The 26095-nt window shown below is 71.5% G+C and carries 24 protein-coding genes; 14 read left to right on the forward strand and 10 right to left on the reverse strand.

Annotated features, from left to right (window positions below; all coding sequences use genetic code 11):
• Positions 1-36 precede the first annotated feature (36 nt).
• Both ACFYRX_RS02580 and ACFYRX_RS02585 read right to left on the reverse strand, forming a co-directional pair.
• Positions 37-1185: a diguanylate cyclase domain-containing protein gene (locus tag ACFYRX_RS02580; protein ID WP_389095920.1), complete on the reverse strand. Its 1149-nt coding sequence runs from the start codon at positions 1183-1185 to the stop codon at positions 37-39.
• Positions 1186-1873: 688 nt separating this feature from the next.
• Positions 1874-2692 (reverse strand): enoyl-CoA hydratase/isomerase family protein, encoded by an 819-nt coding sequence (locus tag ACFYRX_RS02585; protein ID WP_389096902.1) that lies wholly within the window; start codon positions 2690-2692, stop codon positions 1874-1876.
• A 204-nt stretch (positions 2693-2896) separates the two neighbouring features.
• Here ACFYRX_RS02585 and ACFYRX_RS02590 point away from each other — a divergent pair, with 204 nt between their 5' ends.
• Positions 2897-3544 carry a hypothetical protein gene (locus ACFYRX_RS02590; RefSeq protein ID WP_389095922.1) on the forward strand — a complete coding sequence of 216 codons (648 nt, stop codon included), beginning with the start codon at positions 2897-2899 and terminating at the stop codon, positions 3542-3544.
• A gap of 15 nt (positions 3545-3559) precedes the next feature.
• Here the strand turns inward: ACFYRX_RS02590 and ACFYRX_RS02595 are convergent, their stop codons facing one another.
• Both ACFYRX_RS02595 and ACFYRX_RS02600 read right to left on the reverse strand, forming a co-directional pair.
• The gene (locus ACFYRX_RS02595; protein WP_389095924.1) at positions 3560-4651 is read right to left on the reverse strand and encodes an adenylate/guanylate cyclase domain-containing protein; all 1092 of its coding nucleotides are present in this window, start codon (positions 4649-4651) and stop codon (positions 3560-3562) included.
• A 199-nt stretch (positions 4652-4850) separates the two neighbouring features.
• Positions 4851-5714, reverse strand: a complete 864-nt coding sequence (locus tag ACFYRX_RS02600) for a biotin--[acetyl-CoA-carboxylase] ligase (protein ID WP_389095926.1) — start codon at positions 5712-5714, stop codon at positions 4851-4853.
• Positions 5715-5824: 110 nt separating this feature from the next.
• Between ACFYRX_RS02600 and ACFYRX_RS02605 the strand changes: the two genes are divergently transcribed.
• The 4 genes from ACFYRX_RS02605 to ACFYRX_RS02620 all read left to right on the forward strand — a co-directional run bounded on the left by ACFYRX_RS02605 (position 5825) and on the right by ACFYRX_RS02620 (position 8543).
• Positions 5825-7444 carry an acyl-CoA carboxylase subunit beta gene (locus tag ACFYRX_RS02605; RefSeq protein ID WP_389095928.1) on the forward strand — a complete coding sequence of 540 codons (1620 nt, stop codon included), beginning with the start codon at positions 5825-5827 and terminating at the stop codon, positions 7442-7444.
• Positions 7445-7461: 17 nt separating this feature from the next.
• On the forward strand, positions 7462-7671 hold the full coding sequence (locus tag ACFYRX_RS02610; RefSeq protein ID WP_389095929.1) for an acyl-CoA carboxylase epsilon subunit: 210 nt from the start codon (positions 7462-7464) through the stop codon (positions 7669-7671).
• Between the two features lie 104 nt (positions 7672-7775).
• Positions 7776-7904 (forward strand): morphogenic membrane protein MmpB, encoded by a 129-nt coding sequence (mmpB, locus tag ACFYRX_RS02615; RefSeq protein WP_328750096.1) that lies wholly within the window; start codon positions 7776-7778, stop codon positions 7902-7904.
• An 18-nt stretch (positions 7905-7922) separates the two neighbouring features.
• Positions 7923-8543: a Maf family protein gene (locus tag ACFYRX_RS02620; RefSeq protein WP_389095931.1), complete on the forward strand. Its 621-nt coding sequence runs from the start codon at positions 7923-7925 to the stop codon at positions 8541-8543.
• On the opposite strand, the gene ACFYRX_RS02625 is transcribed toward ACFYRX_RS02620, so the two are convergent.
• On the reverse strand, positions 8512-9006 hold the full coding sequence (locus tag ACFYRX_RS02625) for a hypothetical protein (RefSeq protein ID WP_389095933.1): 495 nt from the start codon (positions 9004-9006) through the stop codon (positions 8512-8514). The two genes, ACFYRX_RS02620 and ACFYRX_RS02625, sit on opposite strands and share 32 nt — an antisense overlap.
• Before the next feature lie 364 nt (positions 9007-9370).
• Here ACFYRX_RS02625 and ACFYRX_RS02630 point away from each other — a divergent pair, with 364 nt between their 5' ends.
• Positions 9371-11146 carry an acetyl/propionyl/methylcrotonyl-CoA carboxylase subunit alpha gene (locus tag ACFYRX_RS02630; protein WP_389095935.1) on the forward strand — a complete coding sequence of 592 codons (1776 nt, stop codon included), beginning with the start codon at positions 9371-9373 and terminating at the stop codon, positions 11144-11146.
• A gap of 129 nt (positions 11147-11275) precedes the next feature.
• Here ACFYRX_RS02630 and ACFYRX_RS02635 read toward each other — a convergent pair whose 3' ends face one another.
• The gene (locus tag ACFYRX_RS02635) at positions 11276-12235 is read right to left on the reverse strand and encodes a DeoR/GlpR family DNA-binding transcription regulator (RefSeq protein ID WP_389095937.1); all 960 of its coding nucleotides are present in this window, start codon (positions 12233-12235) and stop codon (positions 11276-11278) included.
• A gap of 166 nt (positions 12236-12401) precedes the next feature.
• Positions 12402-13850, reverse strand: a complete 1449-nt coding sequence (locus ACFYRX_RS02640) for an NAD(P)H-quinone dehydrogenase (RefSeq protein ID WP_389095939.1) — start codon at positions 13848-13850, stop codon at positions 12402-12404.
• Between the two features lie 96 nt (positions 13851-13946).
• Between ACFYRX_RS02640 and ACFYRX_RS02645 the strand changes: the two genes are divergently transcribed.
• From ACFYRX_RS02645 to ACFYRX_RS02655, 3 genes are all read left to right on the forward strand, one after another.
• Positions 13947-14384: a gamma-glutamylcyclotransferase gene (locus tag ACFYRX_RS02645; protein ID WP_389095941.1), complete on the forward strand. Its 438-nt coding sequence runs from the start codon at positions 13947-13949 to the stop codon at positions 14382-14384.
• A 91-nt stretch (positions 14385-14475) separates the two neighbouring features.
• Positions 14476-15300 (forward strand): purine-nucleoside phosphorylase, encoded by an 825-nt coding sequence (locus ACFYRX_RS02650; protein WP_389095942.1) that lies wholly within the window; start codon positions 14476-14478, stop codon positions 15298-15300.
• A gap of 594 nt (positions 15301-15894) precedes the next feature.
• On the forward strand, positions 15895-17526 hold the full coding sequence (locus ACFYRX_RS02655; RefSeq protein WP_389095944.1) for a phospho-sugar mutase: 1632 nt from the start codon (positions 15895-15897) through the stop codon (positions 17524-17526).
• Positions 17527-17562: 36 nt separating this feature from the next.
• Here ACFYRX_RS02655 and ACFYRX_RS02660 read toward each other — a convergent pair whose 3' ends face one another.
• Complete coding sequence (locus tag ACFYRX_RS02660; RefSeq protein ID WP_389096904.1) at positions 17563-19149, reverse strand: purple acid phosphatase family protein; 1587 nt, start codon at positions 19147-19149, stop codon at positions 17563-17565.
• Positions 19150-19362: 213 nt separating this feature from the next.
• Between ACFYRX_RS02660 and ACFYRX_RS02665 the strand changes: the two genes are divergently transcribed.
• Positions 19363-20529, forward strand: coding sequence for a hypothetical protein (locus ACFYRX_RS02665; protein ID WP_389095946.1), 1167 nt, complete (start codon positions 19363-19365; stop codon positions 20527-20529).
• Positions 20530-20552: 23 nt separating this feature from the next.
• On the opposite strand, the gene ACFYRX_RS02670 is transcribed toward ACFYRX_RS02665, so the two are convergent.
• Positions 20553-21212, reverse strand: a complete 660-nt coding sequence (locus tag ACFYRX_RS02670) for a PH domain-containing protein (protein ID WP_389095948.1) — start codon at positions 21210-21212, stop codon at positions 20553-20555.
• Positions 21213-21329: 117 nt separating this feature from the next.
• Between ACFYRX_RS02670 and deoC the strand changes: the two genes are divergently transcribed.
• From deoC to ACFYRX_RS02685, 3 genes are read left to right on the forward strand one after another with little or no spacing between them, the layout of a single operon-like run.
• Positions 21330-22289, forward strand: a complete 960-nt coding sequence (gene deoC, locus ACFYRX_RS02675) for a deoxyribose-phosphate aldolase (RefSeq protein WP_389096906.1) — start codon at positions 21330-21332, stop codon at positions 22287-22289.
• 21 nt (positions 22290-22310) lie between these two features.
• On the forward strand, positions 22311-23747 hold the full coding sequence (locus tag ACFYRX_RS02680) for an aldehyde dehydrogenase family protein (RefSeq protein ID WP_389096908.1): 1437 nt from the start codon (positions 22311-22313) through the stop codon (positions 23745-23747).
• On the forward strand, positions 23740-24627 hold the full coding sequence (locus tag ACFYRX_RS02685; protein ID WP_389095950.1) for an aldehyde dehydrogenase family protein: 888 nt from the start codon (positions 23740-23742) through the stop codon (positions 24625-24627). The genes ACFYRX_RS02680 and ACFYRX_RS02685 overlap by 8 nt, the downstream gene beginning before the upstream one ends.
• 105 nt (positions 24628-24732) lie before the next feature.
• Here the strand turns inward: ACFYRX_RS02685 and ACFYRX_RS02690 are convergent, their stop codons facing one another.
• The gene (locus ACFYRX_RS02690) at positions 24733-25128 is read right to left on the reverse strand and encodes a hypothetical protein (protein WP_389095952.1); all 396 of its coding nucleotides are present in this window, start codon (positions 25126-25128) and stop codon (positions 24733-24735) included.
• 162 nt (positions 25129-25290) lie between these two features.
• Here ACFYRX_RS02690 and ACFYRX_RS02695 point away from each other — a divergent pair, with 162 nt between their 5' ends.
• Entirely contained in the window at positions 25291-25893 is a 603-nt protein-coding gene (locus ACFYRX_RS02695) for a uridine kinase (RefSeq protein ID WP_389096909.1), read from the forward strand.
• Positions 25894-26095: the final 202 nt, after the last annotated feature.

Genomic DNA, 26095 nt, shown 5'->3' on the forward strand with positions numbered 1-26095 from the left:
TGGGTCGGGATTACGCCCCTTACCACCGCCGCCTCCTCAGGGCCGACGCCCGCGGAACCGACGGCGCTCGGCGGTGCCCCCGGAAGGCGTGGTGTCCGCCAGCCGTACGACGGGGTCGTCCGCCCCGCCCCGCCCCGCGACGACCGGCTTGCCGGCCCGCTCGGCCTTGGCCCGGTACTGCGCGGCATCGGCGAGCCGAAAAAGCCGCCGGGCGGACCGCACGGCCCCGATGGGATCCTCGGTCGAAGCAACCCCACAGGCCACCCCCTCCCCCAACTCCAACTCCCCTGCCCTCCGGCAGAGTTCACCGGCCGCCTTCACCACATCGTCAGCAGCCGGCCCGACCGCGAGCAGACAGAACTCGTCCCCGCCGAGCCGGGCGGCGAGGGCCCCCGGCAGCATGGCCCCGCACAGCGACAGCACCGACCCGAAACGTTCCAGCAGACGGTCGCCGACGGCGTGCCCGAGGGTGTCGTTGACCCGCTTGAGCCCATTGAGATCACAAACCACCAGACTGACGACGACACCGTCCCTCCTGTGCCGTTCCACGGCCTCGTCCAGCCGCACGTCCACGGCACGACGGTTGGCGAGCCCGGTCAGCGCGTCCGTGAACGCCAGCCGTCTCGCCTCCTCCAGCCGCTCCGCCTGTGCGATCCCGGCGGCGACGACGGAGGCCAGCACGGTGGCGAAGTCGGCGTCCCCCCGCCCGAAGACGGGGGCACCGGCGGGCCGGGCGACATACAGCTCCCCCCAGGCCCGCCCGTTCAGCACGATAGGGGCGACGACACAACTCCCCCGCCCCCTCCTCCGAAGCGCGGCGACCCGCTGATGCACATACCCGGGCCGCCCCCCGGCCGCGGGCCCCTCCGCCGTCTCCACCCACGCGTTGGGCCCACCGCCCCCGGCCCACCGCTCGTGCAGGAACTCGGTGATCTCCGGAAACTGGTGCACGGGATAGGCCTCGCCGTCGGGAAACTCCTCCTCACCGGCGGCCCGCTCCCCCACATTCACCAGCACCCTGAGCCGCCCCAGCTCCCGCTCCCACACGGACAGCGCGGCGAAACTCCCGCCCAGCGCCCGGCACGCCCCGCCGGCGGCAGCCCGCCACGCCTCACGCGAGCCGTGGGCTGCCGCCATGCCCTGCGCCAGCGCCACGACCGCGGCCAGCCGGATGTCCTCACCCATCACTCCAGGCTAGGGAGGATTCGGCCGGGAACCGGGTTCCGGTTGAGCCGTTCGTGAACCCACGTGCTCCAGGCGGCGCCACGATGCCGGAGGGCGGGTGCGGCCCGGTGGGGGCTGATCGCGCAGTTCCCCGCGCCCCTGAGTGGGAACAGTGAACGCACGTTTCGACGCACACGGGGTGGTGGCTGATCGCGCAGTTCCCCGCGCCCCTGGGTGGGGAAGGTGAACGCACCTTCGGACGCACACGGCCCCCGCGCACCCCTGAGTGGGGACGGTAAACGCACCTTTGAACGCACACGGCCCCCGCGCCCCTGGGCGGGGACGGTGAACGCACCTTTGGACGCTCACGGCCCTCCGCTCCCCTGGATGGGGACGGTGGACGTGCCTGCAGTCGTCGGCGGCGCGTAGGGGACGGGGTGGGGGGTGTCCGCCCGCAGTGGCCGGCGTCCGGAGCCGGGCACTGTTCGAGGGGCCGAGCCGCCGGACCGAGGACGGACACCCCCCACCCCCGGGGCGCCCCCCCCCCCCCCCCCCCCCCGGGGGGGGGGGGGCGGCCCCAACCCCCCCCCCCCCCCCCCCCCCCCCGCACCCCCCCCCCCCCCCCCCCCCCCCCCCGGCCCCGACCCACCCACCCACCTCAGGGGCGCGGGGAACTGCGCAAAAACGCCCGCCCCCACCGAACCCGCAGTCACTCCCCCGGCCACCGCGGCGGCCGCCGCTCATTGAACGCCGCCACCCCCTCCGCCCGGTCCCCCGAGAACGCCACCGACCGCCACGCCGCGTCCTCCACCTCCAGCCCGGCCCGCAGATCCAACCCCTGCCCCAGCCGCAACGCCCGCTTCGCCGCCCGCAACCCCACCGGCGAGTTCGCGGCGATACGAGCGGCCAGCGACAACGCCGACGCCCGGTCCTCCCCGGCCGGCACCAGCGAATCCACCAGCCCCAACGACCGCGCCTCCTCCGCCTCCACCCGCCGCGCAGTGAAGATCAGCTCGGCCGCCCGCGCCGCCCCCACCCGCCGAGGCAGCAACTGCGTCCCCCCACCCCCCGGAATCACCCCCACCGACACCTCCGGCAACCCCACCACCGCCGTACGGTCGGCCACGATCAGATCGCACGACAGCGCCAGCTCGAAGCCCCCGCCCAGCGCGAACCCGTGCACCGCGGCGATCGTCGGCACCGGCAGCTCCAGCACCCCCGTGTACGCCCCCCGCGCCACCGGCCGCTGCCGCACCAGCTCCGCGTCACTGAAGGAGTTCCGCTCCTTCAGATCCGCCCCGACACAGAACGCACGCTCATGCGTGGAGGTCACCACGACAACCCGCACGCCATGTTCACTCCCCAGTGCGGAACAGGCGGCGGCGACGGACCGAGCCATCTCCGTGGAGACCGCGTTCATCGCCTTGGGCCGGTCGAGCACCAGCTCGGCAACGACCCCCTCCCCGGTCTCCCCAACCTCCCCGTGCCGCCTGACCAGCACGAACTCCCCGAACCGCTCCTCACCCATGACACCCTCCAGGTTAACGCGGGTTAACAAGAACGCTCCGATCATCGCAGCACCACCCCCACCGCGAAAGGTTCCCGCCGAACCACCCGACACCCCCTTCGAGTGACATCCAGCCCAACTCCTGCCTGACCCCCCATGACAGCGCATAACGTGCGCCCCGCCACGGCGCACAGGGGGCGCGGGCACTCAGGGGAGGAACCCGGCATGACAACGATCACGGTGACCACAGGGCCGGCGGACGGCGACGGCGTCCGTCTCTTCGCCCCGCGCGGCCGCCACCGCAAGCCCCGCCCCCGCAAGGTGCTGCTCGCCGCGGGCGGCCTCGCTCTCGCCGCCGGAGCCCTGAGCCTCGTACGGATGACCCCCGACACCTCAGGGGGCGGCTTCGGCATGACGGAGGCGGACCCCCAGGCAGCCCCGGCCCCTGACGCGGACACCGACCTGGACGCGAACACAGACACCGGCACCGGCACCGACCGCGCGACGAACGCCGCCGCCACCGTGGGCTCCCTCCCGCAGGCAAGCCCGTCATCAACCACGGCAATGGGCGGGATCTCAGCGCTCCCCACACCGGGCGTCCGCCTCGCACCAGCAGGCTCCGCAACCGCCGTACCACGACCCCACGCCGCGGCCCCCACCACAATCCCGGAGGCACCGAACACCCCGGCCCCGGCGCCCAGCACACAGCACCCCCAGCCGACAACAGCCGCCCCGCAACCACAACCAGCCAAGACCACGCCCCCGCCGGCACAGGCACCGGCACCGGCACAGACGCCGACGGCACAGCCCACCCACGCACCCCAGCCAGGACTGTGCGTACCGATCGTCGGCCTGTGCGTGCAGCGCGGCTAGCGGGTCACCGGACCGCTAAGGAGCCACATCCCGGCGGGTGAGCAGCCACGGCTCGACCACGCCGAGCCCACGCACCGGCCGCTGCCACATCGGCTGCAGCGCGAAGCGGTACGTCGGCGGCTCCTCGCCCTCCTTCTCGGCGGTGGCCGCGGCCTCGGCCGCCTCGGCCTCGGAGGCGGGCGCCTCACCGGTGCGGATCAGCTCCTCCGCGAAGGCGCTGTCGACGAGGACGGCGTCGCGGGGAGCTATCGAGGTCAGCCGGGAGGCGAGGTTCACCGTCGTACCGAAGACATCGCCCATCCGGGTGGTCACCGTGCCGAAGGCGAGGCCGACGCGCAGCTCGGGCATGGTCTCGTCGTTCGCCATGGTCTCGATCAGCCGCAGCGCGATCTCGGCGGCGACGGCCGCGTCGTCGGCCGCGTACAGCACCTCGTCGCCGAGGGTCTTGATGAGCCGCCCGCCCCGCGCCGCCACAAGATCCGCGGCGGTGGTCTCGAAGGCCTCGACGAGCTCGCCGAGTTCCTCCTCCTCCATACGGCGGGTCAGGCGCGTGAACCCGACGAGGTCGGCGAAGCCGACGCACAGCCGCCGGTCGACCATCTCGTCGTCGTCGGCGGCCTGCACGACCCGGCCGGCCGAGGCCGAGAGCTGGCGGCGCCAGACGTAGACGAGGAACTCCTCCAGCTCGGGCAGGAGCAGCTCGATGATCGGGTACGTCACCTCGGTGCGGGTCATGCCGGGTTCCGGGGGGTCGGTGAGGCCCTCCAGGAAGGAGTCGATCTGCCACTCGGCCAGCCGGGCGGTGGTCTGCCCGGTGGACCGCGCCACCTGTACGGCCATGGCCTCGCTCAGCAGTCCCGCCTCGACGAGACCGGCGAGGCGGCGCAGCGCGAGGACGTCCGCCTCGGTGAACGCCTTGGCCTGGCCGACGTCGGCGAAGCCCATCGCCCGCCAGAAGCGGGTGGCGAGCTCCATGGAGACGCCGGCGGTGCGGGCCGCCTGAAAGGGGGTGTAGCGCCGTTCGGCGCCGAGGATGAGCTGTTCGAGACGCACGGCGAGCGGGTGCGGGGTCGCGTCCGCGCCGGAGCCCGTGTCGTCTGCGGTCACGCCTGCTGCCCTTCCGATCTGTCACGGTCAGGTATCGACCGGCCTCAACCATACGGCAGGTGTGCGCCAGCTCACGTCCCGACTCCGTCAGGTGGGACCGGGAGATCGTGGCCGGCTGATGTCTTCGGCGACTGCGGAGCCGTTGTGGCTGGTCGTGTGGCTGGTCGCGCAGTTCCCCGCGCCCCTGGGGAGCCAATGCCTACGCGGGTCGAAGGTGGACGATGTCTCCCGCACCCACCGGTTCCTGTACGCCCTCCTTCGTCGCGATCACCAGGCGGCCGTCGCCGTCCACGGCCACTGCCTCGCCGACCAGCGAGCGGTCGCCCGGCAGCTCGGCCCGAACGCTTCTTCCCAGCGTCGCGCACCCCGCCGCATACGTCTCCTGCAACCCGCTCACCGTCGGGTCACCGGCCGCCGCCCTCCAGCGGTCGTACCACTCCTCCAGCGACCGGAGCACCGCCCGCAGCAGGGGGTCCCGGTCGGTGCTCACCGCTCCGGCCAGCGCCAGCGACCCCGCTCCCGGAACCGGCAGCTCGTCCTCCCTCAGCGTGACGTTGATGCCCACGCCCACAACGACCCCGGCCGCTCCCGCCCGCTCGGCGAGGATTCCGCCGGCCTTGCGTTCCTCGCCGCCGACGGTCACCAGGAGGTCGTTGGGCCACTTCAGGGCGGTGTCGACACCCGCGGACCGGGACAGGCCCGTCGCCACGGCGACCCCGGTGAGCAGCGGCAGCCAGCCCCAGCGGGACACCGGTACGTCGGCCGGGTTCAGCAGGACGGAGAAGAAGAGGCCCGAGCGGGGCGGCGCGGTCCACTGCCGGTCCAGGCGGCCCCGCCCCGCGGTCTGCTCCTCGGCGACGAGGACCGTGCCCTCGGCGGTCTTGCCCTCGGCGGCGCGGGCGACCAGGTCGGAGTTGGTGGAGCCGGTGCCGGGGACCACCTCGATCCCGGACCACAGACCGCCCTCCCGCACCAGCCCGCGGCGCAGGGCGGCGGCGTTGAGGGGCGGCCGGTCGAGATCCGACCAGCGGCTGTCGTCTCCTGAAACATCTCGCGGCGTCATGCAAGCCACCCTAGGTGTGTGAAACGCCGCACTGCTGATTCGTAGGTGCGCCACTACTCTACGGATGAGTAACCGTCCCCCCTTTTGAGCAGGCAGGGAGCCACGTCCCGATGTCCGAGCCGGAAGAGCGTCACGAGACCCAGCAGTCCACGGGGATCGACATCCACACCACCGCGGGCAAGCTCGCGGACCTCCAGCGCCGTATCGATGAAGCGACGCACGCCGGCTCCGCACGCGCCGTCGAGAAGCAGCACGCCAAGGGCAAGTTGACGGCCCGTGAGCGCATCGAGCTCCTGCTCGACGAGGGGTCCTTCGTCGAGCTGGACGAGTTCGCCCGGCACCGCTCCACCAACTTCGGCCTGGAGAGCAACCGCCCCTACGGGGACGGCGTGGTGACCGGTTACGGCACCGTGGACGGGCGTCCGGTCGCCGTGTTCTCCCAGGACTTCACCGTCTTCGGCGGGGCGCTGGGCGAGGTCTACGGCCAGAAGATCGTCAAGGTGATGGACTTCGCGCTGAAGACCGGCTGCCCGGTCATCGGCATCAACGACTCCGGCGGCGCCCGCATCCAGGAGGGTGTGGCGTCCCTGGGCGCGTACGGCGAGATCTTCCGCCGCAACACCCACGCGTCCGGTGTCATCCCGCAGATCTCGCTCGTCGTCGGCCCCTGCGCGGGCGGGGCGGTGTACTCCCCGGCCATCACCGACTTCACGGTCATGGTCGACCAGACCTCGCACATGTTCATCACCGGCCCCGACGTCATCAAGACGGTCACCGGTGAGGACGTCGGTTTCGAGGAGCTGGGCGGCGCCCGCACCCACAACTCCACCTCGGGCGTGGCGCATCACATGGCGGGCGACGAGAAGGACGCCATCGAGTACGTCAAGCAGCTGCTGTCGTACCTGCCGTCCAACAACCTCTCCGAGGCGCCGGTCTTCCCGGAGGAGGCGGACCTCGCGATCACCGACGAGGACCGCGAGCTGGACACGCTGGTCCCGGACAGCGCGAACCAGCCGTACGACATGCACACGGTGATCGAACACATCCTGGACGACGCCGAGTTCTTCGAGACGCAGGCGCTGTTCGCGCCGAACATCCTCACCGGCTTCGGCCGGGTCGAGGGCGCCCCGGTGGGCATCGTCGCCAACCAGCCGATGCAGTTCGCCGGCTGTCTGGACATCACGGCCTCCGAGAAGGCGGCCCGTTTCGTGCGCACCTGCGACGCCTTCAACATCCCGGTCATCACCTTCGTGGACGTGCCGGGCTTCCTGCCCGGTGTCGACCAGGAGCACGACGGCATCATCCGCCGCGGCGCGAAGCTCATCTACGCCTACGCGGAAGCCACCGTGCCCCTCATCACGGTGATCACCCGCAAGGCCTTCGGCGGCGCCTACGACGTCATGGGCTCCAAGCATCTCGGCGCGGACCTCAACCTCGCCTGGCCCACCGCCCAGATCGCCGTCATGGGCGCCCAGGGCGCCGTCAACATCCTGCACCGCCGCACGATCGCGGAGGCCGACGCGAACGGCGACCTGGAAGCCACCCGGGCCCGCCTCATCCGGGAGTACGAGGACGCCCTCCTCAACCCCTACATCGCGGCCGAGCGCGGCTACGTCGACTCGGTGATCATGCCGTCGGACACCCGCCGCCATGTGGTCAGGGGCCTGCGTCAGCTGCGCACCAAGCGCGAGACGCTGCCGCCCAAGAAGCACGGCAACATCCCCCTCTAGCCCTGCCGGGAGCCGTCATGAACATCAAGGTCGTACGGGGAAACCCGACCCCCGAGGAGCTGGCCGCCGCCCTGGCGGTGGTCCGGGCCCGCGCCGCGACGGCGACAGCGACGCCGTCGGGCGCGGAGGCCTCCAGGGACGCCTGGTCCGACCCGTCCCGCATCGCGGGCCACCGCCTGCCCCAGCCGGGCCCGTCGGCATGGACCCGCACCTACTGGCGGGCCTAGAGCCCCCAGCGGCGCGGGGAACCGCGCACGGTGTGACGAAGGAGGGCGCCAATTGAGTACCCGTACTCAGGCGCCCTCCCCGGTCGGGCCGCACGCTGGAAACCATGCTGTGGTCCGACCCCGAGAACGAACCTCCCAAGGAACTGCGTGACATGGAGGTCATGCTTCGGCGCCTGAGCATCTTCATGGCGGTGGCCATGGTGATCGCGATGATTGTGATCGGGCTGCGCTGACCGGACTACGCTGACCGCATGACCGATCAGCCGCGCCGCCGACTCGTGCTCGCCTCCCAGTCCCCCGCCCGGCTGGGCCTGCTGCGGCAGGCCGGCCTCACCCCCGAGGTGATCGTCAGCGGGGTCGACGAGGAGGCCGTCAGCGCCCCCGCCCCCGCCGAACTGGCCCTCGCCCTCGCCGAGGCGAAGGCCTCCGTCGTGGCCGCGAAGCCCGAGGTCAGGGGTGCGCTGGTGATCGGCTGCGACTCGGTGCTCGACCTGGACGGCGAGGCGCTGGGCAAACCGGCCGACGCCGAGGAGGCGACGGCCCGCTGGAAGGCCATGCGCGGGCGCGCGGGCACCCTGCAGACCGGCCACTGCGTCTACGACACCACGAGCGGCCGGTACGTCTCCGCGGTCGCCTCCACGGTCGTCCGCTTCGGCGAGCCGACCGACGCGGAGATCGCCGCCTACGTCGCCTCCGGTGAACCCCTCCACGTCGCGGGGGCGTTCACCCTGGACGGCCGCTCGGCCCCGTTCGTCGAGGGCATCGACGGCGACCACGGCAACGTGATCGGCCTCAGTCTGCCGCTGCTGCGTCGGCTGCTGGCCGAACTGGGCGTCGGCATCACGGAGTTGTGGGCGCCGGCGGAGGCGTGAGCGGCGCGGCGCCGTCCCCCTGGCCGTCACCCTCCGGCGCGCTGTCCTCGGGTTCCGCGGCGGCGGGCCGGTCCTGGGCGTCGTACGTCATCAGCAGCAGCACGATGAGCGCGAGCACGACCACCATGAACACGAACTGCGGACGGCCCATCAGGCCCCAGGCGAACGCCCCGAGCAGGCCGTGCACCACGGCCATGCTGATCAGCAGGATGCGGCCGAGGCCGGCCGGGGGGCGGTCGCGCACCGCCACGAGCAGCGAGACCACACCGCACAGCGCGAAGTAGAGCCCGAAGACGATCCCGCCGATCTTCGAGGACAGCGACATCGCGTCCGGGTCCAGGCCCGCCAGGGACATGTCCTGGTTGTCGACGACGATGCCCAGGATCCAGTTCAGCGCGGCGACGCCGAACGCTTCCACGAAGAGGACGACCGCCACGATCCATGCCACCGGCCTGCGTATCACCGGTCCCCACCCACTTTCGAGCCGTGCTCTTGTTACTCGAAGTACGTTCAATACAGCGTGAACGCTACTAACGGGTAAACCGCGGGACAAGGGTTCGGCGGGGGGCAAAGAATCGTTGGGCCATTCGTAGGGACTCCACAAAGAAACGGAGTGGTCCGCAGCACGCTCTCACAGAGACCTTGGCCACAGAGCAGGGCTAGGGTTTCCGGGAGGAGTCCTGCGTACCGTGGTGCGACAAGGGTTTTCCCGGGTCGAGCAAGCCTCGCATCACGCTCCGTGTGGGCTAGCTCACCCCAGGGGACGGGTCGAAGAGACGTGTCGGCAGTCCCTAAACTCGGCTTGTTTCAAGGAGGGAGCCTCAATCGTGCGCAAGGTGCTCATCGCCAACCGTGGCGAAATCGCTGTCCGCGTTGCCCGGGCCTGCCGGGATGCCGGTATCGCGAGCGTGGCCGTGTACGCCGACCCGGACCGGGACGCTCTGCATGTCCGCGCCGCGGATGAGGCGTTCGCCCTGGGCGGTGAGACTCCCGCGACCAGCTACCTCGACATCGAGAAGGTGCTGAACGCCGCGCGCGAGTCCGGGGCCGACGCCGTCCACCCCGGCTACGGCTTCCTCTCGGAGAACGCCGAGTTCGCCCAGGCCGTACTGGACGCGGACCTGATCTGGATCGGCCCGCCCCCGCAGGCCATCCGGGACCTCGGCGACAAGGTCGCCGCCCGGCACATCGCCCAGCGCGCCGGCGCCCCGCTCGTGGCCGGCACGCCCGACCCGGTGAGTGGCGCCGACGAAGTCGTCGCGTTCGCCGAGGAGCACGGCCTGCCGATCGCCATCAAGGCCGCTTTCGGCGGCGGCGGCCGCGGCCTCAAGGTCGCCCGCACCCTGGAAGAAGTCCCCGAGCTGTACGACTCCGCCGTGCGTGAGGCGGTCGCCGCCTTCGGACGCGGCGAGTGCTTCGTCGAGCGCTACCTCGACAAGCCCCGCCACGTGGAGACCCAGTGCCTGGCCGACTCCCACGGCAACGTGGTCGTCGTCTCCACCCGCGACTGCTCGCTGCAGCGCCGCCACCAGAAACTGGTCGAGGAGGCCCCGGCACCCTTCCTCTCCGAGGCACAGGTCGCCGAGCTGTACGCGTCCTCCAAGGCCATCCTCAAGGAGGCCGGCTACGTCGGCGCCGGCACGGTGGAGTTCCTGGTCGGCATGGACGGCACGATCTCCTTCCTGGAGGTCAACACCCGCCTGCAGGTGGAACACCCGGTCACCGAGGAGGTCGCGGGCATCGACCTGGTGCGTGAGATGTTCCGCATCGCCGACGGCGAGGCCCTGGGCTACGGCGACCCCGAACTGCGCGGCCACTCCTTCGAGTTCCGCATCAACGGCGAGGACCCGGGCCGGGGCTTCCTGCCCGCCCCCGGCACCGTCACCAAGTTCGAGGCGCCCTCCGGCCCCGGTGTCCGCCTGGACGCGGGCGTCGAGTCCGGCAGCGTCATCGGCCCGGCCTGGGACTCCCTGCTCGCCAAGCTGATCGTCACCGGCGCCACCCGCGAACAGGCCCTGCAGCGCGCCGCGCGTGCCCTGGAGGAGTTCCAGGTCGAGGGCATGGCCACCGCCATCCCCTTCCACCGCAAGGTGGTCACCGACCCGGCGTTCGCCCCCGAACTCACCGGCAGCCAGGACCCCTTCACGGTCCACACCCGCTGGATCGAGACCGAGTTCGTCAACGACATCCCTGCCTTCGCCGCCCCCACCGGCACGGAGGAGGCCGACGAGGACACCGACCGCGAGACGATCGTCGTCGAGGTCGGCGGCAAGCGCCTGGAGGTCTCCCTCCCGGTCTCGCTGGGCATGTCACTGGCCCGCACCGGCCTCGCCGCGGGCGCCAAGCCCAAGCGCCGCGCGGCCAAGAAGTCCGGCCCCGCGGCCTCCGGCGACACCCTCGCCTCCCCGATGCAGGGCACGATCGTCAAGATCGCCGTCGAGGAGGGCCAGGAAGTCAAGGAAGGCGACCTGATCGTCGTCCTCGAAGCGATGAAGATGGAGCAGCCGCTCAACGCCCACAAGACCGGCACCGTCAAGGGCCTGTCCGCGGAGGTCGGCGCCTCCATCACCTCCGGCGCCGCGATCTGCGAGATCAAGGACTGAGCGTCGTACGGCATTCCGAGGCGCCCGGTGGACTGGAGCAGTCAGTCCACCGGGCGCCTCGCTTTCCCCGTCCCCGTGACGGTGGCTTTCAGGATTCCGCGGGCCCGGCCGGTGCCGGTGCCCTGCGGCTCATCGTCGGCGGAGATCCGCCACCCGCGCCCGCTCCGCACCCGGAGGCTGCTCACCGTGGACGGTGGCCGTGCGAAGACCCGGGCCACCCGCGACCTGGCCGCGGCGAGGTCCCGGCAGGGGCACGTCCCGGCGCTGTTGCCGACGCGCCGGGACCTGATCACCCCCCGGCGCTCCCGACGCGCCGGCCACGGCGATCTGCACCCCCTGGTCGGCGAGCGCCTGGAGTTCCGTACCGGCCCGGTCGTCGTGGGCCGGTGGCTCGTCCGTGACCAGGCGGGTGATCACGTCGGTCGGCACGGTCTGGAACATCGTGTCCGTACCGAGCTTGGTGTGGTCGGCGAGGACCACGACCTCCGCGGCGGCCTGCACCAGCGCCCGGTCCACGGACGCCGACAGCATGTTGGACGTGGACAGCCCGCGCTCGGCGGTGAGCCCGCTCCCGGAGATGAAGGCCCGGGAGACCCTGAGCCCCTGGAGCGACTGTTCCGCCCCCGAGCCCACGAGGGCGTAGTTGGAACCGCGCAGGGTGCCGCCGGTCATCACCACTTCCACCCGGTTGGCATGGGCGAGCGCCTGGGCCACCAGCAGGGAGTTGGTCACGACGGTCAGCCCGGGGACCCGGGCGAGCCTGCGTGCCAGCTCCTGCGTGGTCGTACCCGCCCCCACCACGATCGCCTCGCCTTCTTCGACGAGGCCCGCGGCGAGATCGGCGATGGCCGTCTTCTCGGCGGTCGCGAGATGTGATTTCTGCGGAAAGCCGGACTCCCGCGTGAACCCGCCCGGCAATACCGCACCGCCATGTCGGCGGTCGAGGAGTCCTTCTGCCTCCAGTGCGCGCACGTCCCGCCGTACGGTCACTTCGGAGGTCTGGACGACGCGGGCGAGCTCACGGAGCGATACAGCCCCGTTGGCCCGCACCATTTCGAGGATCAATTGGCGACGTTCTGCAGCGAACACGAAACTGACAGTAACGCCAACGACCGTCTGCTTTCAGCTGTTTGCGCCGAATAGCAGAAGATGTTCGCACTACAGGACGGGAAGTGGTATAGGGCCTAATCTCCCCGCCTATGCCGCGCGAATGGTCGGCAACTCCCTGTGACCAGGCAGGAATCGCTTTCGGCCGTCAGGCTTGCCCGCCGTCCTTGCGCGTGTGCAACTGCCGTGCCACCTCGGCGATCGAGCCCGAAAGGGAGGGGTAAACGGTGAACGCGTTCGCGATCTGTTCGACCGTCAGATTGTTGTCGACCGCGATCGAGATGGGGTGGATCAGTTCCGAGGCGCGGGGCGCCACGACGACACCGCCGACGATGATTCCCGTACCCGGACGGCAGAAGATCTTGACGAAGCCGTCGCGGATGCCCTGCATCTTGGCGCGCGGATTCCTGAGCAACGGCAGCTTCACGACCCGGGCGTCGATCTTCCCGGCGTCGACGTCCGCCTGCGAATAGCCGACGGTGGCGATCTCCGGGTCGGTGAAGACGTTCGACGAGACGGTCTTCAGGTTCAGCGGGGCCACCGCGTCACCGAGGAAGTGGTACATGGCGATACGCCCCTGCATGGCGGCGACGGACGCCAGGGCGAAGACCCCGGTCACGTCACCGGCGGCGTACACACCGGGGGCGGAGGTCCTGGAGACCTTGTCGGTCCAGATGTGCCCGGACTCCCGGAGCCTGACCCCGGCCTCCTCCAACCCCATCCCGGCGCTGTTGGGAATGGCGCCGACGGCCATCAGACAGTGCGACCCGGTGATGACCCGCCCGTCCGCGAGGGTGACCTCGACCCGGTCGCCGACCCGCTTGGCGGACTCGGCGCGGGAGCGCGCCATGACGTTCATGCCACGGCGCCGGAAGACCTCCTCCAGCACCGCCGCCGCGTCCGGGTCCTCACCGGGCAGCACGCGATCCCGCGACGACACGAGCGTCACCTTGGACCCGAGCGCCTGGTAGGCACCGGCGAACTCGGCACCGGTCACACCCGACCCGACCACGATGAGCTCGTCCGGCAGCTCGGTGAGGTCGTAGACCTGGGTCCAGTTGAGGATGCGCTCCCCGTCGGGCTGGGCGTCGGGAAGCTCACGGGGATGCCCACCCGTGGCGATGAGCACGGCATCCGCGACGAGCGTCTCCTCACTCCCGTCGACGGCCCGCACCACGACCTTCCGAGACCCGTCCAGCGCCTGCATGCCTTCAAGCCGCCCACGCCCCCGCAGCACCCGAGCACCGGCACGCGTCACAGAGGCGGTGATGTCATGGGACTGGGCGAGAGCAAGCCGCTTCACACGCCGGTTGACCTTCCCCAGATCAACACCCACCACCCGAGCGGCCTGCTCCAGCGGTGGGGTGTCATCGGCGACGATGATCCCGAGTTCCTCATACGACGAATCGAAGGTCGTCATGACCTCGGCCGTCGCGATAAGAGTCTTCGACGGCACGCAGTCGGTCAGCACCGACGCCCCGCCCAGACCGTCGCAGTCGACGACGGTCACCTCCGCGCCGAGCTGGGCGGCCACCAGGGCCGCCTCGTATCCGCCGGGTCCGCCACCGATGATCACGATCCGAGTCACGTACTCCATTGTCCCGCACGACCGGAGGTCCTACGCCCTGGGGCCCTCCCCGAGATGCCACCGTTACGGGAGAGACGCGAGGGAAGGCTGCCGTACCCTCGACCCATGTCGCTCTACGCCGCCTACGCCGGCAACCTCGACGCGCGGCTGATGACCCGCCGTGCCCCGTACTCGCCGATGCGCGCCACGGGGTGGCTGAACGGGTGGCGGCTGACCTTCGGCGGCGAGCACATGGGCTGGGAAGGGGCACTGGCGACGATCGTCGAGGACCCCCTCTCCCAGGTCTTCGTCGCGCTCTACGAGATCGCCCCGCCCGACGAGGACTCCATGGACCGCTGGGAGGGCGTCGGCCTCGACATCTACCGCCGTACGCGCGTCCGCGTCCACACCCTGGAGGGTGAGGAACAGGCCTGGACGTACGTCCTGAACGGCTACGAGGGCGGTCTGCCCTCCGCCCGCTACCTGGGCGAGGTCGCCGACGCCGCGGAATCGGCGGGCGCACCGCACGACTACGTCATGGAACTGCGCAAGCGCCCCTGCTAGCGCCGTTGGTTGGAAACGACAAGACAACGATCCCCATCCCGTCCGCTCTGTCATCTACGCGCGTAGGCCCTGACCGGCTACCCTCATGCGCGTGAACGCATCTCTTCTTCCGGACCACATCCAGGACGACCCCCACACCACCGCGGACGCCGCCGCCGCTCGCCTGCGCGAACTGACCGGCGCCGAGACCCACGACGTCGCCCTCGTGATGGGCTCCGGCTGGGCCCCCGCCGTGAACGCCCTCGGTGCCCCCGACGCCGAGTTCCCGGTCACCGACCTGCCCGGCTTCCCGCCGCCGGCGGTGGAGGGACACGGCGGCACGATCCGCTCCTACAAGATCGGCGAGAAGCGCGCCCTGGTCTTCCTCGGCCGTACGCACTACTACGAGGGCCGCGGTGTCGCCGCCGTCGCGCACGGCGTCCGCACCGCCGTGGCCGCCGGCTGCAAGACGGTGGTCCTCACCAACGGCTGCGGCGGCCTCCGCGAGGGCATGCGCCCCGGTCAGCCGGTCCTGATCAGCGACCACATCAACCTCACGGCGACGTCCCCGATCATCGGCGCGAACTTCGTCGACCTCACGGACCTCTACTCCCCCCGTTTGCGCGCCCTCTGCAAGGAGATCGACGCGAGCCTGGAGGAGGGCGTCTACGCTCAGTTCCCCGGCCCGCACTACGAGACTCCGGCCGAAATCCGCATGGCCCGCGTGATCGGCGCGGACCTGGTGGGCATGTCGACGGTCCTCGAGGCGATCGCCGCGCGCGAGGCGGGTGCGGAGGTGCTGGGCATCTCCCTGGTCACCAACCTCGCCGCCGGCATGACGGGCGAGCCCCTCAACCACGAGGAGGTCCTCCAGGCAGGCCGCGACTCGGCAACCCGAATGGGCGCCCTCCTGGCCCAGGTACTGGGCCGCCTCTGACCCGCCCGCGCAGTTCCCCGCGCCCCTAAGGGGGTGGGACGGTCTGCCGTAGGGCGAGTGCGGCCCGGTGGGGGCTGGCCGCGCAGTTCCCCGCGCCCCTGAGTGGGAACAGTGAACGCACCTTTGAACGCACACAGCCCCGCGCACCCCTGGGTGGGACGGTGGACGCACGCAGCCTCCGACGCCCTGGATGGGGACAGTGAACGCACCTGCAGTCGCCGACGGCGGGAAGGGGACGGGGTGGGGGGTGTCCGCCCGCAGCGGCCGGCGTCCGGAACCGAGCACTGCTCAAGGAGCCGAGCCGCCGGACCGAGGACGGACACCCCCCCCCCCCCGCCCCCCCCCCCCACCCCCCCCCCGCCCAAAGGGGCGCGGGGGACAGCGCAAAAAACCCCCCCCCCCCCGGCCGGGCCCGCTCCCCTCCCCCCCCCCCCCCCCCCCCCCCCCCCGGCGCCCCCCCCCCCCCCCCCCCCCCCCACCCCGGCCCCGACCCACAACGCACCGCAGGCACAAAGGGGCGCGGGGAACTGCGCAAAAACCCCAGCCCCCACCGGCCCGCAGACGAACGACCCACACCGAGAGGCTGACGCAACCGTGCACGACGATCTCATCGCAAGGGCCAGGACCTGGCTCGCCGAGGACCCCGACCCGGACACCCGCGACGAGCTCGCGGCACTCCTCGACGCAGGTGACGTCACCGAACTCACCGCACGCTTCAGCGGCACCCTCCAGTTCGGCACCGCCGGCCTGAGAGGCGAACTCGGCGCGGGCCCGATGCGCATGAACCGCACGGTCGTGATCCGCGCCGCCGCCGGCCTCGCGGCGTACCTCAAGAAGCACGGCAGCACCGACGGCCTGGTAGTCATCGGCTACGACGCCCGCCACAAGTCCGCAGACTTCGCAGAAGACACCGCGGCCGTGATGACCGGCGCGGGCCTCAGGGCGGCCGTCCTCCCCCACCCCCTCCCCACCCCCGTCCTCGCGTTCGCCATAAGGCACCTCGGCGCGGTCGCCGGCGTGGAGGTCACCGCCAGCCACAACCCGCCCCGCGACAACGGCTACAAGGTCTACCTCGGCGACGGCTCCCAGATCGTCCCGCCCGCCGACGCGGAGATCGCCGCGGAGATCGACGCGATCGCGAGCCTGAACGACGTCCCCCGCCCGGACACCGGCTGGCAGACCCTCGGCGACGAGATCCTCGCCGCCTACCTGGCCCGCACGGACGCCGTACTGGCGAAGAACTCCCCCCGCACGGCCCGCACCGTCTACACAGCGATGCACGGCGTAGGCAAGGAAACCCTCCTCGCCGCCTTCGAACGGGCAGGCTTCCCCGCCCCGGCCCTCGTGGAAGAACAGGCCGACCCCGACCCCGACTTCCCGACCGTCGCCTTCCCCAACCCGGAAGAGCCCGGCGCGATGGACCTGGCCTTCGCGAAGGCCACCGAGACGAACCCCGACCTGATCATCGCGAACGACCCGGACGCGGACCGCTGCGCAGTGGCCGTGCACGACAACAACACCTGGCGCATGCTCCGAGGCGACGAGGTGGGCGCCCTGCTCGCCGCCCACCTCGTACAGCGCGGAGCACACGGCACCTTCGCCGAGTCGATCGTCTCCTCCTCCCTCCTCGGCCGTATCGCCGAAAAGGCCGGCCTGCCCTACGAGGAGACCCTCACCGGCTTCAAGTGGATCGCCCGCGTGGAGGGCCTGCGCTACGGCTACGAGGAGGCCCTCGGCTACTGCGTGGACCCCGACGGCGTCCGCGACAAGGACGGCATCACCGCGGCCCTGCTCATCACGGAACTCGCCTCCGAGCTCAAGGAGCAGAACCGCACGCTCCTGGACCTCCTCGACGACCTCGCCGTGGAACACGGCCTGCACGCCACCGACCAGCTCTCGGTACGCGTCGAGGACCTGTCGGTCATCGCCCGCGCGATGGAGCAGCTGCGCGAGCACCCCCCGACGGAGCTCGCGGGCCTGCCCGTCACCAAGGCGGAGGACCTCACCCAGGGCACGGACAGGCTCCCGCCCACCGACGGCCTGCGCTACACGCTCACCGGCGCCCGCGTCATCGTCCGCCCGAGCGGCACCGAGCCGAAGCTGAAGTGCTACCTGGAAGTGGTGATCCCGGTGGCCGGCCACGCGGACCTCCCGGCGGCCCACGCCACCGCGGCCGACCTGCTGACCGCCATCAGGCGGGACCTGTCGGCGGCGGCCGGCATCTGAGCCGAGGGGCGGCCCCCGTCCGGGCCGCCCCTCACCTCACGCCCGCCCCGCCTCGCGCGCCACGGTGAACCGGTCCACCTCCGCCCCGGTCGCCGCCAGCGCCCGCACGGTCAACGTGGACGTCCGACCCGGCTGCGCGGGCCGCACATCGACGCGGATGAACGAGTACCCGGTGTACCGCACCCGCGACCAGTCGACGTTCTCGGTGACCTTGCCGTCGGCACCGGTGAAGTACGTCGGCACCGCACCGACCTCGTCCTCGTGCCCCTCATAACTGTCGGCGACTGGGAAGCTGTAGACGCTCTCGCCACCCGCGCCCGCGGTCACGTAGACCACACCACCGCGGGCAGGCTCATGCGTACCGCCGATGGGCAGCGGGCGCACAGCCTTGTCCCGCACCACCGGATCGGTCCGCTCGTACACGTGGTTGTGACCGTTGACGACGAGATCCACCTGGTGCTTCTCGTACAGCGGCACCCACTGTTCACGCACCCCGCCCTCGGAGGCGTGCGAGCTGGTAGTGGAGTAGGCGCAGTGGTGATGGAACACCACCACGAAATCGATCCCGGGCGTCCGACGCAGCTGCCCGAGCCGCTTGTCGAGCCAGGCCGTCTGACGACCGTCCGTGTACCCACGGTTCGCGGGGATCTCGTACGACACGTCGTTGGCGTCGACCGAGACGACGGCGACGTTCCCGTGGACGAACGAGTACACACCCGGCGCCTTCTCCGGATCGAACCCGTTGCCCGGCAGGGTGAAGCGGGCCTCGTTGCCGCCGTATCCGTTGGGCGAGTACCAGGCCTCCATGTCGTGGTTGCCGAACGCCACCATCCACGGCACCCGGCTCGACGTCGGTTCGATCTGGGCGAGGAACTGGTCCCACTGCCGGGCGTCGTAGTTGCTGCTGTCGGCGGGCAGCCCGTGGCCGGTCTCCTCGGCGTAGCAGATGTCGCCGGCGTGCAGGTGGAAGGCCGGGTTCTGGGCCTGGACCAGGGAGTTGAGGCCGATGGCCGAGTAGCTCGGGTTCTGGTCGCCGAACGCCGTGAAGGCGAAGGGCCGACGGCTGTGGGCGGCGGGAGCGGTGGTGAAGGAGTAGACGGTGTGGGCGGCTCCGGGGTGGGCCGGGTCGAAGCCGTCGTGGCCGACGCCGTAGTAGTACGTCGTCCCGGGCCGCAGGTTGTCCAGGGCGGCGTGCACGTAGTACTGGTCGATGTCGGCGCTCTTGCCGACCCCGGCCGGGGTGAACAGGTCACGGATCTCGGCGGGGACACGGTGGCCGAGGTCCAGCGGGCTCGTGCCGATCCGCAGGAACGGCTTCCGCACGGGCAGCGCCACCTGCCAGGACACCCGCATCTGGGTGCGCGGATCGGCGCCGTAGGCGAGGTGGCGGCCGAACGGCGCCACGAGCGCGCCGTCCACACCGTCGGTGGCCGAGCGGGTGATCAGACCTGGGGTGGCCGCCCAGGCCGTACCGGTACCAGCACCGCTCGCGGCGAGGCCGGCACCACTGGCGGCGGCGACAGCGCCGGTGCGCAGCAGCCCGCGGCGGGACAGGGCGTTGCGGAGGTACGCGTGACGCTCCGGCATGCTCAGCGTGTCCGCGAGCCGGGCCGGTATGCCCATGCGCGGGGTGTTCAGGGGTTCGCTCATGAGCGGAGGCTGACAGTGGCCGGTTAATGGTGGCTGGACTTCGTCTCTGCGTTGGCCCATGTACGGGTCCGCAGCACCCCATCGGGTGATTTGGAGATACCCGTGGACCCCGGCTCCACGACCTTCCCCGGCCCCCGGGCAACGGTGGACGGCAAGCGCCCCGAGCCAGTCCTGGAGCCCGTCACCATGTCCCCAACCGCCCTCCGGCCGACCCCACCCCGGCCGACCCCACCCCGAGCGGCCCCCGCCCCCGCCGCACCCCACCACCGCGTCCCACCCCTCGCGCGGGCCCTCCTCGCCTACGTCGGCGTACGCGCCCTGGGCCTCGCCGTCCTCACCCTGTGGGCCCACCGCCAACACCACGGCGTCTGGCCGATCCTGGCGGCCCAGTGGGACGCCGAGTACTACCTGGGCATCGCCGACCACGGCTACGCCCGTGAGCTCGGCGGTATGGACGGCGGCAACAACCTCGTCTTCTTCCCGCTCCACCCGGTCCTGGTCAAGGCCGTCGCCGCCGTCACCCCCGGCAGCCGCGCCTCCACCGCCCTGTGCCTCGCCGTGGCCGCCTCGCTGGTCGCCGCCTGGGGTGTCTTCGCGGTCGGCGACCGGCTGCACGGCCCGCGCGTCGGCATGCTGCTGACGGTCCTGTGGGCCGCGCTCCCGGTCGGACTCGTGCAGTGGATGGGGTACACCGAGTCCCTGTTCACGGCGTTGGCCGCGTGGGCGCTGTACGCGCTGCTCGCCGACCGCCCGCTCACCGCGGCCTGCCTCGCGGTCCTGGCCGGCCTGACCCGCCCGACGGGCATCGCGGTGGCCGCCGCGGTCACAGTGACGTGCCTGCTGACCCCGCGCCGACCGCGCGCTCTCGTGGCCGCCGTCCTGGCCCCGCTCGGCTGGTGCGCGTACGTCGGCTGGGTGGGCCTGCGCCTGGGCCGCTGGGACGGCTACCTCGCCGTGCAGCGGACGTGGCGCAACGAACTGGACGGCGGGGCCGAGACGCTGCGGCAGTTCAGGAGCCTGCTCGTGTACGACTCCACGCCCGAGCTGTTCCTGGTGCTGGTGACGGTCACCCTGCTGGCGTCGGCGGCCCTCTTCGCCCTGTCGGTCCGGGACCGGCAGCCCCTCGCGTTGCTGGTGTTCACGGCCGTCACGCTGCTGATCGTGCTGGGCAGCGGCGGCGTCTACTTCCCCCGGGCCCGCTATCTCCTCCCGGCCTTCCCGCTCCTGCTCCCCCTCGCCGTACGCCTGCCGCGGATCCCCCGCCGCCACCGCACGCTCCTCGTGACGGCGGCGGTGCTGGGATCGGCGTACTGGGGCGGGTACATGACGCTGGTGTGGACGGGCCCGCCGTAAGAGCCCGTTCACAACGAGTCACGTCACCCGACGGCCAACAGGATCGCCAGAAGCACCGCCCCGGCCGCCGCCGGTCCCGCGATCTCGTACGCCCACCGCACGGAGACCTCGCCCCGGGAGGTCTGTGCCTCTCCCCGGGCTTCCAGGAGCTCGCGCAGGTCGTCCATGATCCGGTCGGTCTCGGCCCTGGTGGGGCCCGCCTGGGCCGGGGTCCGGCCGACGGGGCCGCCGGTCTCCGTCCCCCCGCCGAACAGTCCGAGGCCCCTGCCCGGGCCGCGTCCCGAGGACTGCCGGGCCGTCTGCCGGGCCGCCTTCTTGCGGCCGCGCAGGGAGACCGGGACGGCCCACAGCTGGTACTTGGTGCCGGACTTGGCGAGCACCTCGTTGGAGTAACCGGAGCGGAGCATCTCGACCTCGCTCCAGGGCACGACGATCACGCGGAACGGGTTGCGGATGCGCAGGCGGTCGTGGTTCGCGAAGACGGCCGGGCGCAGGGTGAAGGCGACCACCAGCGGTACGACGAGGATGAGGGTGGCGAGGGCCAGCCAGGGGGTGCGGCCGTGGCCGGAGACGACCGCGTCGACGCCGAGCCAGCCGATGATGACGAGGAGGAGGAAGCCGCCGATCATCGCCATGGTCGAGCGGTAGATGCGGTCCGGGGATTCCGGGGGTGCGGTCGTCATGTTCGCGATACTAGGCGCCGCCGGTAGGAGTGCCCGCCCGGCCCCGCCCCCGTTCCAGGTGGGTCCCATGACCCCCTGTACAGCCGCTACGCGCGTAGATATGCTCGTCTGGTGACCATGCCCACCACTGCATCAGCCGCACACCCGCTCACGGACGTGACCTCGTCCGACAGCACGCTGCGCCGGTTCCTTCACGGGCTGCCCGGCGTGGACGCGGTCGGCCTGGAGGCGCGCGCCGCCTCTCTCGGTACCCGTTCCATCAAGACGACCGCGAAGGCGTACGCCATCGACCTCGCCATCTCGATGGTCGACCTGACCACGCTGGAAGGCGCGGACACCCCGGGCAAGGTCCGGGCGCTCGGCGCCAAGGCGGTCCGCCCCGACCCCACCGACCGTACGGCCCCGGCGACCGCGGCCGTCTGCGTCTATCCCGACATGGTCGCCGTCGCCAAGGAGGCCGTCGCCGGTTCGGGCGTGAAGGTCGCCTCCGTGGCCACCGCCTTCCCGGCCGGCCGTGCCGCCCTGGACGTGAAACTCGCCGACGTGCGCGACGCCGTGTCCGCCGGCGCCGACGAGGTCGACATGGTCATCGACCGCGGGGCGTTCCTCGCGGGCCGGTACATGAAGGTGTACGACGAGATCGTCGCCGTCCGCGAGGCCTGCGGGACGGCCGCCCGGCTCAAGGTCATCTTCGAGACCGGCGAGCTGTCGACGTACGACAACATCCGCCGCGCGAGCTGGCTCGGCATGCTGGCGGGCGCGGACTTCATCAAGACGTCCACCGGCAAGGTCGCGGTCAACGCCACCCCCTCGAACACCCTCCTCATGCTGGAGGCGGTGCGCGACTTCCGCGCGCAGACCGGAGTGCAGGTGGGCGTGAAGCCGGCCGGAGGCATTCGCACCACGAAGGACGCGGTCAAGTTTCTCGTGCTGGTCAACGAGACCGTCGGCGAGGACTGGCTGGACAACCACTGGTTCCGCTTCGGCGCCTCCTCGCTCCTGAACGACCTGCTGATGCAGCGTCAGAAGCTGGCCACCGGCCGCTACTCCGGCCCTGACTACGTGACGGTGGACTGAGATCCCATGACCATGCAGAAGCTGACATCCGCATTCGAGTACGCCCCGGCGCCCGAGTCCCGCTCGGTCGTCGACATCGCCCCCTCCTACGGCCTGTTCATCGACGGCGAGTTCGTGGAGGCCGCGGACGGCAAGGTCTTCAAGACCGTCTCGCCGTCCACCGAGGAGGTCCTCTCCGAGATCGCCCAGGCCGGCGAGGCGGACGTCGACCGCGCCGTGCTGGCCGCCCGCAGGGCCTTCGAGAAGTGGTCGGCGCTGCCGGGCTCCGAGCGCGCGAAGTACCTGTTCCGCATCGCCCGGATCATCCAGGAGCGCAGCCGCGAGCTCGCCGTCCTGGAGACCCTGGACAACGGCAAGCCCATCAAGGAGACCCGCGACGCCGACCTGCCCCTGGTCGCCGCGCACTTCTTCTACTACGCGGGCTGGGCCGACAAGCTGGAGCACGCGGGCTACGGCCCGAACCCGAAGCCCCTCGGCGTCGCCGGCCAGGTCATCCCCTGGAACTTCCCGCTGCTGATGCTGGCGTGGAAGATCGCCCCGGCCCTCGCCACCGGCAACACGGTCGTGCTGAAGCCCGCGGAGACGACCCCCCTGTCCGCGCTCTTCTTCGCGGACATCTGCCGCCAGGCCGGTCTGCCCAAGGGTGTCGTCAACATCCTTCCGGGCTACGGCGACGCGGGCGCCGCGCTCGTCGCGCACCCGGACGTCAACAAGGTGGCCTTCACCGGTTCCACCGCGGTCGGCAAGGAGATCGCGCGGACCGTCGCCGGCACCCGCAAGAAGCTCACCCTGGAACTCGGCGGCAAGGGCGCCAACATCGTCTTCGACGACGCCCCGATCGACCAGGCGGTGGAGGGGATCGTCACCGGCATCTTCTTCAACCAGGGCCAGGTCTGCTGCGCGGGCTCCCGCCTCCTCGTCCAGGAGTCGATCCAGGACGAGCTGCTGGACTCCCTGAAGCGCCGCCTGTCCACCCTGCGCCTCGGCGACCCGCTCGACAAGAACACCGACATCGGCGCGATCAACTCCGCCGAGCAGCTCGCCCGGATCACCTCGCTCGTCGAGAAGGGCACGGCCGAGGGCGCCGAACCCTGGTCGCCGGAGTGCGAACTGCCCTCCTCCGGCTACTGGTTCGCCCCGACGCTCTTCACGAACGTCACCCAGGCGCACACCATCGCGCGGGACGAGATCTTCGGCCCGGTGCTGTCGGTCCTGACCTTCCGTACGCCCGACGAGGCGGTCGCGAAGGCGAACAACACCCAGTACGGCCTCTCGGCGGGCATCTGGACCGAGAAGGGCTCGCGCATCCTGGCGGTCGCGGGCAAGCTGCGGGCCGGGGTCGTCTGGTCCAACACGTTCAACAAGTTCGACCCGACCTCGCCGTTCGGCGGGTACAAGGAGTCGGGCTTCGGCCGCGAGGGCGGCCGCCACGGCCTGGAGGCGTACCTCAATGTCTGACCGTTTGAGCGTCTTCAAGACCTACAAGCTGTACGTCGGCGGGAAGTTCCCGCGTTCCGAGAGCGGCCGGGTGTACGAGGTGACCGACGCAAAGGGCAAGTGGCTGGCGAACGCGCCGCAGTCCTCCCGCAAGGACGCCCGTGACGCGGTCGTGGCCGCGCGCAAGGCGTTCGGCGGCTGGTCCGGCGCGACGGCATACAACCGCGGCCAGGTCCTCTACCGCGTCGCGGAGATGCTGGAGGGCCGCAGGGCGCAGTTCGTCCACGAGGTGGCCGACGCGGAGGGCCTGTCGAAGTCGAAGGCGGCCGAGCAGGTCGAGGCTGCCGTCGACCGCTGGGTCTGGTACGCGGGCTGGACCGACAAGATCGCCCAGGTGGTCGGCGGCGGCAACCCGGTCGCGGGCCCGTACTTCAACCTGTCCTCCCCGGAGCCGACCGGCGTGGTGGCCGTCCTGGCCCCGCAGGAGTCGTCGTTCCTGGGCCTGGTCTCGGTACTGGCGCCGGTGATCGCGACGGGCAACACGGCGGTCGTGGTGGCCTCCGAGAGGTCCCCGCTCCCCGCCCTCTCCCTGGGCGAGGTCCTGGCCACCTCGGACGTCCCCGGAGGCGTGGTCAACGTCCTCACGGGCCGCACGGCGGAGATCTCCACGCCCCTCGCCTCCCACCAGGACGTCAACGCGATCGACCTCGCGGGCGCGGACGAGATCCTGGCCAAGGAACTGGAGATCGCGGCGGCGGACAACCTGAAGCGAGTCCTGCGTCCACAGCCTGTGGGCAACTGGACGGCGACTCCGGGCACCGACCGCCTGACGGCCTTCCTGGAGACGAAGACGGTCTGGCACCCGACGGGTTCGCTGGGCGCGTCGGGCTCGGCGTACTGAGCAGGCCGAAGGCCGCTCAGTAGGGGCGCGGGGAACTGCGCGACCAGCCACGGCGATCCCGCAGTCGGCAACGGTCCGCAGTCCCCCCACCGCTCCCCGCTCGCGTCACCCGTTGCCGAGAAGCCCCGCCACCTGCCCCACCACCGGCATCGAGCCGATCGACTGCGCCTGGGCCACCGGCCCGGTCAGCGCCTGCGTGGCCAGCGGCTGGAAGTCGGCGAGCTGTGTGCCGGCCCCGTTGTCCAGCGGGTCCACGCCCGTCCCCGCCAGCGGGTTCGGCTTGAGACCGGCGACCGGGCCGGTCACATAGCCGACCGTGCCCGTCAGGGACTGCAGCCCGGCCTGAGGGTCGACGTTCCCCAGCGAGGTGGGCCGGGTGCGCACCACGTCGAGGACCGGTTCCGCGGCGGAGGCCGCCGTCGCACCGGCGCCGAGCGCCACTCCGGCGGTCGCGAGGGCGACCAGTGCGCGCTGGGCGGTCGGGGTCTCATGTCGGGCCATCGTTTGTGCCACCTTCTCCGTACAAGGGGTAATCAGGTCGACACGAAGGGTAGTTGAGGTGTGACGCGCGCTTCAAAGCCGACCCGCGGGGTCGATGAACAGCAGGTGAATGCCCCACACTGGTGACCCGTGAGTCCCCAACCACCCATACCGGCCCGAGTCGTGCTGCTCTGCGGCCCCTCCGGCTCCGGCAAGTCCCTCCTCTCGGCCCGTTCCGGACTTCCGGTTCTCAGGCTCGACGACTTCTACAAGGAGGGCGACGACCCGACGCTGCCGCTGGTGGCGGGGAGCTCCGACATCGACTGGGACCACCCCGGGTCGTGGGACGCGGACACCGCGGTGACCGCGATCGTGGAGCTGTGCCGCGCGGGCCGTACGAAGATCCCGGTCTACGACATCTCGCTCAGCGCCCGTACCGGCGAGGAGTCGCTCGACATGGGCCGTGTCCCGCTGTTCATCGCGGAGGGCATCTTCGCCGCCGAGATCGTCACCCGCTGCCAGGAGCTCGGTGTGCTGGCCGACGCGCTGTGCCTGAGCCGGGGTCCGGTGCGCACCTTCCGCCGCCGCTTCCTGCGGGACCTGCGCGAGGGCCGCAAATCGGTGCCGTTCCTGCTGCGCCGCGGCTGGCGGCCGATGCGCCTGGAGCGCTCGATCATCGCCCGCCAGACCGCTCTGGGCGCCCACCGCTGCGACAAGGACGAGGCGCTGGGCCGCCTCGCCGCCGCGGGAGCGGGCCGCCGCCCGGCGGCGACTCCGGCGCGCTGAACACCGACGGCGCCTTCAGCACCGTAGGACAGAGAAAAGCGGGACTGGACGGACCCCCCGGCCCTCCAGTCCCGCTTCTTGGTGCTTCCCCCGTGGTGACGCTCCCCCGCGCCACCGTTTCCCCGTTGTTCCCCGCCCGGGTACCGGCCCCCCAGCCAGTACCCGGGTCCCCCGTTCCCCCCGGTTCCTTGCTTTCCCCCAC

The organism is Streptomyces sp. NPDC005374 (assembly GCF_042872225.1).
Taxonomy (GTDB): Bacteria; Actinomycetota; Actinomycetes; order Streptomycetales; family Streptomycetaceae; genus Streptomyces.